This is a genomic window from Pseudomonas vranovensis DSM 16006, from assembly GCF_000425805.1.
Taxonomy (GTDB): Bacteria; Pseudomonadota; Gammaproteobacteria; order Pseudomonadales; family Pseudomonadaceae; genus Aquipseudomonas; species Aquipseudomonas vranovensis.
This window is the reverse complement of sequence record NZ_KE384456.1, coordinates 43,130-55,171: the sequence shown is the minus strand read 5'-3', so window position 1 is coordinate 55,171 and position 12,042 is coordinate 43,130. Positions and strand designations below refer to the sequence as shown.

The following is a 12,042-nucleotide window of genomic DNA, read 5'->3' as shown; positions in this document are numbered from 1 at the left end:
CTAGGGGCGGCGTTCTTGTTTCTGCGTAGAGCGGTATTACTTCTTAACGCCTTCGATCGAGATATCCAGGTCCAAAGTCTGCGAAGTCGCGCCCGGGCCCTTGATGCCGAAATCGTTCAGATTGAGCGTGGTCTTGGCGTTGAAGCCTGCGCGCTCACCGCCCCATGGATCCTTGCCTTCGCCGTTGAACACAGCCTTGAAGGTCACAGGCTTGGTCACGCCATGCATGGTCAGGTCGCCGGTCACGTCAGCAGTCTTGTCGCCGGTCGGCTTGACGCTGGTGGAAACGAACTTGGCTTCTGGGTACTTCTTCACGTCGAGGAAGTCAGCACTGGCGATGTGCTTGTCACGCTCGGCGTGGTTGGACCACAGGCTGGCGGTTTTCAGGTCGACAGCGATCTTGCTGTCGGCAGGCTTGGCCGAATCCCAGCTGAAGGTACCGTCGAAGTCGCGGAAGGTACCGTGGATGAAGCTGTAGCCCAGGTGGCTGATTTTCCAGTCAACGAAGGCATGCTGGCCTTCCTTGTCGATCTTGTAGTCTGCCGCCATGGCCTGGCCAGCCGAGAGCAGTGCGGTACCGAGCGCCAGAGCGGCAAAAGTCTTTTTCAACATGCGTCTATATCCTTTTGGAGTTGAGGTTGAACATCAAGCTTTGCGGCCCAGCATGCGCTTGAGGGTCGCGTCACGGTCGATAAAGTGATGTTTCAGGGCTGCCAGGCCATGCAGGCCGGCAAAAATCACCAGGCCCCAGGCCAGGTAAAAGTGAATCTCGCCAGCAACATCAGCCTGGTCAGGCAAGTTACTGACCACTGCAGGCACTTCGAACAGGCCGAAGACCAGGATACCCACGCCATCGGCAGTCGAGATCATGTAGCCGGCGATCATCACGGCGAACAAACCGAGGTACAGCAGACCATGCCCGGCCTTGGAGGCGAAACGGGTCAATTTGCCGTGATTGGGCAAGGCTGGCGGCGGCGGGCTGACGAAACGCCACAGCACGCGAAGCAGCATCACTGCCAGCAGCACAAGACCAATGCTCTTGTGCAGGTCGGGGGCGTCTTTGCGCCATGGGCTGTAGTAGTCCAGCCCCATCATCCACAGGCCCAGTCCGAACAGTCCAAAGACTGCCAGTGCAACACCCCAGTGCATGAAGATGCTGACAAAGCCGTAACGAGAAGGCGAATTTCGCAGTTGCATTGCCGTGTTTCCCTGTAAGAACTGTGCACAGACTAACGCGTTAAATATCGAATTAAAGCGGAAAATTTTGCTTTGAAATATCGAGAAAAACGATGAGTACTCTGTAACAACGCAATTAAGGAAACATTAACTGTGGGGGAAGGTATGAAGAGTTCGCGGGGCAAGCCCGCTCCTACCAGTGCACACAAAACCTGTAGGAGCGGGCTTGCCCCGCGATAAAGACTGTCGCTTATTGCGCCTTGGCCTGGGTATTGGCCACTGGCTTCTTGACCGGTGCCGGCTTGGCAGCCGTCTTTTTGCTTTGCTCAGCCTTGGCTACCGGTTTTTTTACCGGCACAGCCTTGGCAGGCGCCGCCTTGACCGGCTCCTGCTTGGCCACCGGGGCGACTGGCGCGGCCGGTGCCACAGCGGGTGCGGCAGCAGGTTCGACCGGCTTGGCAGCAGGCTTTTCAACCGGCTTCTCGTCACCCCCGAACATACGCTTGAACAACCCTGGCTTGGCCTCTTCCTGCCTGGCAGGCTCGGTCGACTTGGCCGGTTTGTCGGACGAACCACCGAACATATTGGTGAAGAAATTGCCCTTGCTCGCTGCAGCTGCAGCGCCAGCAGCACCGGCAACGGTTGCCGCCTTGACTGGGTCGAAGGACTTGCCTGCCGCCAGGTCCTGGACCTGGCTGGCAGCGCGCTGGCCACTGCGCAGGGCGCCTTCCAGGGTGCCTGGGTATAGGGCGTCGGTGTGTTCACCGGCGAAGGTTACACGCTGCACCGGGCGCTCCCACAGGCGCCAGTACTTGCTGATCTGACCTGGGCCGTAAGCCAGATAAGCACCGCCCATGCCAGCGTCGGTGCTGTAGCGGCGTACTTCGTAGCCAGTGAAGGAACCACGGGCCTGTGGATAAAACGCATGCAGGCGGATCAGCACCTGATCGACCATCTGCTTGTCACCAAAGGCTTGCAGCAAGCGGGCGTTGTCACCCGACAGGTTGATCACAACGTTGGCGCCGCCCTTGAGCGCAGGCTCGATCCAGAGCATGCCGAGACCGGCGTTGCTGAAGATCTCGCCAGACATACGGGCACGGGGCTCCCAGACCGGGGTCTTGAACTTGAGCAGCAGTTGGTCGCGCCAGCCGTAGTTGGTGCCCTTGAGCGCCGCCAGGTGTTGACTGTCCAGGCCCGGGGTCATCTGGATTTTCGCCAGGGCACGCAGCGGTACCGCCAACACGACATAGTCGGCCTGGTAACCGACGCTGCCGACCTTGACGGTGACGCCGTCCTTATCCTGGATAATGGCGCTGACCGGCGAGCTGGTCTTGATGGTCTTGAGCTGCTTGACGAAAGCCTGGGCAAGCACCGGGCTGCCACCCGGCAGGCGTGCAGCACGCAGGTCACGGTCGCCGACGCCACGGTAGACGCGGGTCTGCTGGGCGAAATAGAGCAGTGACAAGCGCGATGGCTCGTCGTAGCGGGTGCGGATCTGCTGGTTGATCAGTTGGCGAGCGGTGGTCGGCAACTGCAGCTTGTCCAGCCAGGTCGACACGTTCAGTTGGTCGAGGGCGAACAGCGTGCTGTTGGCTGCCGGGTTCTGCGGGTCGTCGATCGAGCGCGCCAGGTCATCCAAGGTCTTTTCGTAGCGTTTGAGCGCTTCGGCCGTGGCCGGCTGCTTGGTCGCCAGGTCAGTGGCGGTGTAATACTCGCCGTCGATCAGGTAGCCCGGTATACGCACGAATTCCGGCGCCGGCAGCGTGGTGATCTTGAAGCTGTCCAAGTACTGGTTGAGGATCGGCTGGGCCTTGCTGTTGCCGATCCACTCGCTGGTGGCCAGGCCCGAGCGCCCGCCCATGCCCGACTTGGCTTCAAGCAAGGTGACCTGCCAGCCTTTGCCCTGCAGTTCATAGGCCGCCGTAAGGCCGGCCAGCCCACCGCCGACGACAATGGCCGTCGGGGTTTTGTCCTTGGCCAGCGCGGCGCCACTGAACAGTCCTATCATTACCAGCGCACACGCGCGCAGCCAACCAGCAGACATTTTGGCGAACTCCGGATCAAAGCAGAATGTGGGGGGGAATCCCCCTGGAAAGAGTAGCTGAAGGATACGCCAGGCCAAGGGTCCCCGCCAGCAACGCCAACAGCCTGATTGCACGCCACGGGTTGTTCTCGCTCGACGCTTTGCATAGGCTTGCGGCGCATGTTCGCGCCGTCGTCGCCAGGAGAATCGAAATGGGCCTCAACCAACAGTGGATGGAACGTGACCTGAAGGTCCTGTGGCATCCCTGCACCCAGATGAAAGACCACGAACACCTGCCCCTGATCCCGATCAAGCGCGGCGAAGGCGTGTGGCTGGAAGACTTTGAAGGCAAGCGCTACCTGGACGCTGTCAGCTCCTGGTGGGTCAACGTGTTCGGCCATGCCAACCCGCGCATCAACCAACGCATCAAGGATCAGGTCGATCAGCTGGAACACGTGATCCTCGCAGGCTTCAGCCACCAGCCGGTGATCGAGCTGTCCGAGCGCCTGGTCAAGTTGACGCCCGACGGCCTGGACCGGTGCTTCTACGCCGATAATGGCTCATCGTGCATTGAAGTCGCGCTGAAAATGAGCTTTCACTACTGGCTGAACAAAGGCCAGCCGGAGAAAAAGCGCTTCGTCACCCTGAGCAACAGCTACCACGGCGAAACCATCGCCGCGATGTCGGTCGGCGATGTACCGCTGTTCACCGAAACCTACAAGGCCTTGCTGCTCGATACCCTCAAGGTGCCAAGCCCGGACTGCTACCTGCGCCCGGAAGGCAAGAGCTGGGAAGAACACTCGCGCAACATGTTCGCCGTCATGGAGCAGACCCTGGCCGAGCACCATGCCACGGTCGCCGCAGTGATCGTAGAACCGCTGATCCAGGGCGCCGGCGGCATGCGCATGTACCATCCGGTGTACCTCAAGCTGCTGCGCCAGGCCTGTGATCGCTACGGCGTCCACTTGATCCATGACGAAATCGCCGTGGGATTCGGCCGCACCGGCACGATGTTCGCGTGTGAGCAGGCCGGCATCCGTCCCGACTTCCTCTGCCTGTCCAAGGCCCTGACCGGCGGCTACCTGCCGCTGGCTGCCTGCCTGACCACCAACGAGGTATACAGCGCGTTCTACGACGACTACCCGACCCTGCGCGCCTTCCTCCATTCGCACAGCTATACCGGCAACCCGCTGGCCTGCGCCGCTGCCTTGGCGACCCTGGATATCTTCGAGCAAGACAACGTCATCGAGCAGAACAAGGCCTTGTCGGCCCGCATGGCCACGGCCACCGCGCACCTGGTCGATCACCCCCATGTCGCCGAAGTGCGCCAGACCGGTATGGCCCTGGCCATCGAGATGGTCCAGGACAAGGCCAGCAAGACGGCTTACCCCTGGCAAGAGCGTCGCGGCCTCAAGGTCTTCGAGCACGCCCTGACCCGCGGCGCCCTGCTGCGCCCACTGGGTAGCGTGGTGTACTTCCTGCCGCCTTACGTGATCACACCCGAGCAGATCGACTTCCTCGCCGAGGTGGCCAGCGAAGGCATCGACATCGCCACCCGCAGCAGTGTCAGCGTGGCGGTACCGGCCGATTTCCACCCCGACTTCCGCGACCCGGGCTAGTCAACTGCGCCGGCCTCGCCGGCGATGACGCCTACACAGCCCCTATTCATTCAGAGTGTGCAGATGAGACTGTCCCGCTTCTTCATTGATGCCCCCCTGAGCCTCGGCGAGCACGACCTGCCAGAAGCCCAGGCCCACTACATTGGCCGTGTACTGCGCATGGCCAGCGGCGCTGCCGTGCAGCTGTTCGACGGCAGTGGCCAGGAATACCTGGGCCAGTTGCTGGAAGTCGGCAAGAAAACCGTGCGCGTGAGCCTCGACCAAGCGGTTGCCGGCCAGCCCGACTCCAGCCTCAAGGTTCACCTGGGCCAGGGCCTTTCCCGGGGCGAGCGCATGGACTGGGCTATCCAGAAAGCCACCGAGCTGGGTGCCAACGTCATTACCCCGATCGTCAGCGAGCGCTGTGAAGTGCGCCTCAAGGACGAGCGTGCCGACAAGCGCTTGGCCCACTGGCGCCAGGTGGCCATCAGCGCCTGCGAGCAGTGCGGCCGTTCCAGCGTGCCGCAGATCAACCCGCCCGTGCTGCTGGCCGACTGGCTCAAGGCGTGCGATGAACAGCTCAAGCTGGTGCTGCACCCAGTGGCCGAGCCGCTGGTCAGCCACCAGAAGCCCGACAGCCTGGCATTCTTGATCGGCCCCGAAGGCGGCCTGAGCGACGCCGAAGTGGACCAGGCCAAGGCCGCAGGTTTTCAGGCCGCCCGCCTTGGCCCACGGGTGCTGCGCACCGAAACCGCACCGGTGGTGGCCCTGGCTGTCGCTCAGCAGTTGTGGGGCGACTTCTAGAGCACGTAGAAGAATACGGCGATGAAGTGCAGCAGGCTGCCGGCAATGACAAACAGGTGCCAGATGCCGTGCCAGTGGCGAAAGCGGCTGTCATAGGCGAAAAAAATGATGCCGATGGTGTAGAACGCGCCACCGGCGGCCAGCCAGGCAAAACCCGCTGCCCCCAGGCTCGCAAGCAGCGGCTTGACCGCCACCAGCACGATCCAGCCCATCACTGCATAGATGATGATCGACAGCACCCGGGCTTCGGAGCGCGGCTTGATCTCCTGCAACATGCCGATCAGCGCCAGCCCCCAGACCACGCCGAACAGGCTCCAGCCCCAGGGGCCGCGCAGGCTGACCAGGCAGAACGGTGTGTAACTACCGGCAATCAACAAATAAATCGATAGGTGGTCAAGCTTGCGCATCACCACTTTGGCTCGGCCGCGCACGCTGTGATAGACCGTAGAGATGCTGTAGAGCAGCAGCAGCGTGAAGCCATAGATCGCCAGGCTGACAATCTTCCAGGGGTCGCCCTGGAGGCTTGCCACCACCAGCAACCAGATGGCGCCGATACAGGCCAGCACCGCGCCGACCAAATGCGTCCAGGCGTTGAAACGTTCACCGTGATACATGCAACAGGGTCCTCCAGACAACGGACTGACTTCCCATCCTACACAGGCAAATGTTTCAAACCAGCCCTGCGTCCTCCAGCAAGCGTTCCAGTGCTGGAAGGTCCGGCACTTTGGCGACCTGATCGCCGACCTGCACCGCCGCCAGCTCCAGTGGCGCCAGCGGCACATCGACATAGTTGAGTTGGCTGTCGAGCTTGCAGGAACGCGGAATACCCTGCACCAGCAAGGCGATAAAACGCTGGCGGCTGCTGCCCAAGGCATTGAGCACCACAATCCGTGCCCGCTCGCCGACCTTCACCGAGCCCCCGCACGCGGCCTCGAAACTGAGCAACGGCAAGCGCTGGTTGCGCCAGTCGATCCAGCCGAGCATCCACGCCGGTTGTTGCTCGGCTGGGGTGCCAACCTGGTAACCGATCAATTCGGCCACCGCGACGTTGGGCAACACCAGGCAGCGATCGCCGAGGGCCAACAGCAGCCCAGTCAAGCTCGTGCGGCGGCCGTTACGTACCGATTGTTCAAGCATGGCGGCGACTCCACAGGGCGATGCTCTGCAGCAGCACCGATTCTTGATAAGGCTTGCCCAGGTAGTCGTTGACGCCGATGGACATGGCCCGGTCGCGGTGCTTCTGCCCGGTCCGCGACGTGATCATGATGATCGGCAGGTCCTGGAGCTCCGGGTCATGGCGTATCTGGGTGGCGACCTCGAAGCCGTCCATACGCGGCATCTCGATGTCCAGCAGGAGAATGTCGGGACGGTGCTCCTGCAGCAGCGCCATGGCATCGACACCGTCCTTGGCCGTCAGCACGTTCATGCCGTGGCGCTCCAGCAGGCGCCCCGTGACCTTGCGTACCGTCACCGAGTCATCGACCACCATCACCAGCAACGGCCGCTTCGGCGCCCGCTCGATCTGCTGGCGGCGAAGGCTGGCATTGCTGCCCGCTTGCTGGAACTGTCGCTGCTGCAGACCGCGCAACTGTCCCAGCAAGTCCAGAATCAGCACCACCCGGCCATCACCCAGCAAAGTCGCCCCGGACAAGCCCTGGACACCGGCAAACTGCGGCCCCAGGCTTTTGACCACAATTTCGCGACTGGCGGCCAGGCTGTCGACCTGGATGGCGAACTGCTGCTCTTGGGAATGCACCAGCAGCACCGGCAGTGGCAGGCTCTGGCCAAGCAGGCGCGGTTGCACCGCCCCTTGCAGCAGCTCACCCAGATAATGAAGCGCGTAGCGATGCCCGGCATATTCGTAATGGGGCGACTCGAGCTGGTAACAGGCCTCCAGCTCCGCAGGCGGCACCCTGACGATGCCTTCGATGGTGTTGAGCGGTACGGCATATTGCTCGTCGCCAAACTGCACCATCAACGCCCGGTTGACCGAGACGGTGAATGGCAGACGAATCAAAAAGCGTGCCCCCTTGCCCGGATTGGACTCGATCACCATCGAGCCGCCCAGATGCTTGACCTCTTCATGCACCACGTCCATGCCAAGGCCGCGTCCGGATATCTGGGTGATCTTCTCCGCCGTGGAGAAGCCCGGTTGCAGAATGAACTGCATGATCTCGTGATCACTGAGCACCGCCACTGGGTCGAGCAAGCCGCGCTTGATCGCCTTGCGCCGTACCGCCTCCAGCGGCACGCCCGCACCGTCGTCGGTCATTTCGATGACGATGTCGGCGCCTTCATGCAGCAAGTTCAGCGAAATCAGCCCCTGCTCCGGTTTACCCGCCGCCAGACGCACATCGCGGGCCTCCAGGCCATGGTCGACGGCATTGCGCAGCATATGTTCAAGCGGCGCCACCATGCGCTCCAGCACGCTGCGGTCCATCTCGCCCTCGGCATTGCCCACCACCAGCTCGACTTGTTTGCCCAGCTCGCTGGCCACCTGCCGCACGACCCGCTGCAAGCGTGGCACCAGGCGCTCGAACGGCACCATGCGCGTGCGCATCAGGCCTTCCTGCAGCTCGCTGTTCACCCGCGCCTGTTGTTGCAACAGGCTGTGGGCATCCTGAGCCCGTACCGTCAGGGTTTCCTTGAGATCGAGCAGGTCGGACGCCGATTCGAACAGCGCCCTGGACAGTTGCTGCAACTGCGAGTGACGGTCCATTTCCAGCGGATCGAAGTCGTCGTAGGCCTGGTTGTCGCCATCAGCTTGCTGGCGACTGAGAATCCGCCCCTGGGTTTCGGTATCCAGGCGGCGCAATTGATCGCGCATGCGCTCCAGGGTGGTTTCCATTTCGTTCAACGCTACCTGGGCATCATTGACCTGCTGTTCGATACGCCCGCGAATGATCGAATGCTCACCGGCCAGGTTACCCAGGTCATCGAGCAGCTCCGATGCCACCTTGACCATGTCCACCGGCCCACGCTCAGGTGCAGCCACCGGCAATTCCACCGGTGCTGCATCCGGGTTGGAATGCTGGGCTGCGGTATCGGCCAGGGCGGCGCTGCTGAAATTGCGAATGTAGTCGATCAGTGCCGTGGCGGCATGCAGCGGCTGGTGCAGGCGTACGGCATCGAGCATATGCGCCAGGCGGTCATGGCAGTTCTGCAACAGGCTGAACAACGCTGCACTGGGCTGCAACTGCCCGGCGGCCAGCAGTTCGTAAAGAAACTCCAGTTCATGGGCCAAGTCGCCTATCGGCGCAATCTCGACCATGCGCGCACCGCCCTTGAGGGTATGCAGGTCGCGCAACAGATTCTCCACCTCGACGCCATTGCGTGGCTCGGCCTGCCAGCGCAGCAAAGCTGCACCCGAGCTTTCGACGATATCGAAACTCTCTTCAAGGAAGATCTCCAGCAACTCCTTGTCGCCCGCCTCCTGCACCGGGTCGGCAGGTTTGTCCGCCACCACGGCCGGTGGCGCCTCATGGCGAAACTCACGCAGCGCCGCCAGCAACTCGACGGCGGCTGCAGGCGCCTGCCCTTGCTGCAGCGCGGCAAGTACCTGGGCCAGCTGGGCGTGGCTGCGCCTGAGCAGATCGCCCAACTCAGGGGTCAGACTGAAACGGCGATCGACCAGCCCCTCGTAGAGCAGCTCCAGCTCCCGGGCCAGTACTTCAACCCCGCCTATGGCGGCCATCTGCGCCCCGACCTTGAGGGTTTGCAGATCGCGCTGCAGCGACGACAGGGCCGACACATTGTCGGGCTCGGCCAAACAACGGGCCAACGCCTGGTCAGCGCTTTCAAGCACATCGCAGGCTTCTTCGAGAAACAGCTCGACCATGGCAGGTTCCGCGTCCAGGGCTGCCGTGGCGGCACCCAGTTCGGCGATGTTTGCCTGGCCATTGCGGGTGCTGATCAAACCCGTGGCATCGGGTGCCAATGCCTCGTCAAGCAGCTCACGCAGGGCCTTCAGACGTTCCGGCCGCGGGTCTACCTCCTGGCCTGCGGCGATCTGGTCGAGCATGTCGATCAGCGCCTCATGGGCATGCTGCGCCTCCTCGAAGAAGTGCCCGCTGACAGCCAGGCTGCTTTCCTCGACCGCACCGTACAGGTCCAGCAGCGCCTCGCACAGGTCATCCACCTGCCACAGGTTGGCCAGGTGAGCACTCTGGCCCAGGGTGGTCAACTCATCGAGCAGCGCGGTGAGTTCCTGGCGCTCACCCGGGTGTTCCTGCCAGCGCAGCAACAGCGACTCGGCATCCAGCAGGATATCCATGCCCTGGGCCAGGAAGCTGGCGATCAACTGTGGGTCGCGCTTGATCCGCACGCCATGGCTCGGAGCCTCCAGCAGCGCCTGCAAGCGCGCCTCGACCAACTGGTGGATTTCTTCGATCAGGGTCGATGCGCCGACTATTGGAGCCAGCGGTGCGCTGGTCAGTTGCTCAAGTCCGCGTTTCAACAGCGGCTCGGCGCTTTCCAGCAGGTAGATTTCCTCAAGGTCGAAAGCCAGTTGGTGGGCCTTGAACTCCCGCGCCAGCAGATCGAGGGCCCCGGCCAGTTCGGCGATGGACGCGACACCGGCCATGGCGGCACTGCCCTTGAGGGTATGCAGGGCGCGCTGCAATGTATCGCTGACCGGCTGCGGCAAATGCTGTTCGGCCAGTTCGAGAAAGCTGTCGAGGCTCGCCAGATGCCCCTGGGCCTCGTTGCGGAAGATCTCCAGCAACTGAGGGTCAATCGACTCGTTGCCAGCCGCCTCATGGGGCGCGTCATTCATCGCCAGTGCATGCAGGCGCAATGCCAGTTGCTCGATGTCTTTTGCAGCTTGCGACTGGCCCTTGGCAAAGGCCGCCAGCAGTCCGGGGATCAGATCCAGTACCTGTTGCAAGCCAGCCAGGGGCGCGGCACCAATTTCCACGCGACCTTCCAGCACCCGGTTGAGAAAATGCTCGGCCGCCCAGGCCAGCTCGGCCAACCCCTGAGCCCGCACCATGCGGCCACTGCCCTTGAGGGTGTGAAGTCCGCGGCGCAGTTCTACCAACGCATCGCGCTCGGCCGGATTGGCCTGCCAGCGCGCCCATTGCGCATTGAGTTGCGGCAACAGCTCTTCGGCCTCCTCCAGGAACACCTCGCGCAGTTCTTCATCGACTGCCGGCTCCTCAATAGCCGGCACGTGGGCTTCCACCGCCGGCACCGGCTCAGGCGCATAACCCAACGCAGCGAGGCTTGCCTGGGCAGCCTCGAGAAAATACCAGGGGTTGGCCTGCGGGTCGGCAATCAGCCACTGCAGGTAACACTCACAGGCACTCAGGGCGTCGGCCAGGTGCGCCAGGGCTGTGGTGTCCGGTGCAGCGGTGCCAAGCAAATTGGCCTGGGCATAGTCGCCACAGCGCCCCATCAAGGCCGCTGGTCGCGGCAACATCAGCATGGCCAGGGCGCCACGTACCTGCTGCAGCAAACCGGGCAAGGGTTGCATCCGATGGGGCTGCCAGCCGGCCTCCAGCGAGTCACCGATCTGGTCCTTGACCTGCTGCAGCACCGCGTTGGCTTCCTCTAGCACCAACTGACGAATCTCGGCCAGGTCGGTGCCCGGCAGCGAGGTCTGGCTGGGGTGATGCTCCAGGGGCCCCACCATGCCGGCCAGCGTCGCCTCGACATACAGCAACGCTCCGGCGACATCCATCAGCACCGCGTCATCCGGCGCGCGCTGGCCCTGGGCCAGGCTCTGCAACACCAGCACCTGGTCGATAATGACCCGCCGTGGTTGGCCGAAGCCCAGCACCGCCAGCGTGTCGGCAATTTGCCGCAGCGGCGAGAGCAACGGCTGCAGGTCATCCAGGCGCTGGCGATCGCTGCGCACAAACAGGTCCAGGCGTTCCTTGACCCGCATCAGGTCCTCACACAACGCCGCCACCACCGAACGCATGGCGTCGCGGTCGGAGCCTGCGTGCAAACGCTCGCGCAAGGCACTCAGGGACAGGTCGAGATTGGCCAGATCTTCAGCCGGTGCTGGCGCTGTCGTCAACAGGCTGCCCTGCCCCAGAGGCTCGACCCCGCGCTCCGCGCGCAGCTGGTTGAGCACTGGCAGTACCACCAGCGGCAGATCGCGCCGGGCACTGCGCAGGCGGTCGAGGTACAACGGTAATTGCTCAAGGCCGCGAAACAGCGCGCCCAGCGCTTCGCCTCGCTGACCAACGCGCTTGGCCCGCAGCGCCCACCCCAGCTGCTCCAGCTCTTCGGCCAGCAGCGCGGCGCCGCTCAGCTCCAGCATCACCAGGCAACCGCGCACCTGGTGCAGGTTGTCGACAAATCCGGCCAGGGCGTCTTCATCCCCGCCCTCGGCGGAAAACTGTTCCAGTGCCAGGCGCGCCTGGGCCAGGCAGTCACTGATGGCGCCCTTGACCCAGGCGAGGGCTACCGTGTCATGCAGCTCAGCCATATCTG

At 63.0% G+C, this 12,042-nt stretch carries 8 protein-coding genes; 2 read left to right on the top strand and 6 right to left on the bottom strand.

The features are described 5' to 3' along the window. Nucleotides 1–36 precede the first annotated feature (36 nt). From H621_RS0122800 to H621_RS0122790, 3 genes are all read right to left on the bottom strand, one after another. The gene (locus tag H621_RS0122800; RefSeq protein WP_028945591.1) at nt 37–612 is read right to left on the bottom strand and encodes a YceI family protein; all 576 of its coding nucleotides are present in this window, start codon (nt 610–612) and stop codon (nt 37–39) included. Between the two features lie 33 nt (nt 613–645). After that, nucleotides 646–1,197 (bottom strand): cytochrome b, encoded by a 552-nt coding sequence (locus tag H621_RS0122795; protein ID WP_028945590.1) that lies wholly within the window; start codon nt 1,195–1,197, stop codon nt 646–648. A gap of 229 nt (nt 1,198–1,426) precedes the next feature. Further along, the gene (locus H621_RS0122790) at nt 1,427–3,220 is read right to left on the bottom strand and encodes an FAD-dependent oxidoreductase (RefSeq protein WP_028945589.1); all 1,794 of its coding nucleotides are present in this window, start codon (nt 3,218–3,220) and stop codon (nt 1,427–1,429) included. Between the two features lie 191 nt (nt 3,221–3,411). Between H621_RS0122790 and H621_RS0122785 the strand changes: the two genes are divergently transcribed. Together H621_RS0122785 and H621_RS0122780 are read left to right on the top strand one after the other, a co-directional pair. Beyond that, nucleotides 3,412–4,818 carry an adenosylmethionine--8-amino-7-oxononanoate transaminase gene (locus tag H621_RS0122785; protein ID WP_028945588.1) on the top strand — a complete coding sequence of 469 codons (1,407 nt, stop codon included), beginning with the start codon at nt 3,412–3,414 and terminating at the stop codon, nt 4,816–4,818. Nucleotides 4,819–4,881: 63 nt separating this feature from the next. Next, nucleotides 4,882–5,601, top strand: coding sequence for a 16S rRNA (uracil(1498)-N(3))-methyltransferase (locus tag H621_RS0122780; protein ID WP_028945587.1), 720 nt, complete (start codon nt 4,882–4,884; stop codon nt 5,599–5,601). Here the strand turns inward: H621_RS0122780 and trhA are convergent. The 3 genes from trhA to H621_RS0122765 are packed head-to-tail and all read right to left on the bottom strand — an operon-like array spanning nt 5,598 to nt 12,037. Further along, nucleotides 5,598–6,215: a PAQR family membrane homeostasis protein TrhA gene (gene trhA / locus H621_RS0122775; RefSeq protein ID WP_028945586.1), complete on the bottom strand. Its 618-nt coding sequence runs from the start codon at nt 6,213–6,215 to the stop codon at nt 5,598–5,600. The two genes, H621_RS0122780 and trhA, sit on opposite strands and share 4 nt — an antisense overlap. Before the next feature lie 55 nt (nt 6,216–6,270). Continuing rightward, nucleotides 6,271–6,738: a chemotaxis protein CheW gene (locus H621_RS0122770; protein ID WP_028945585.1), complete on the bottom strand. Its 468-nt coding sequence runs from the start codon at nt 6,736–6,738 to the stop codon at nt 6,271–6,273. Further along, nucleotides 6,731–12,037, bottom strand: coding sequence for an Hpt domain-containing protein (locus H621_RS0122765; protein WP_028945584.1), 5,307 nt, complete (start codon nt 12,035–12,037; stop codon nt 6,731–6,733). Before H621_RS0122765 ends, H621_RS0122770 begins: the two co-directional genes overlap by 8 nt. Nucleotides 12,038–12,042: the final 5 nt, after the last annotated feature.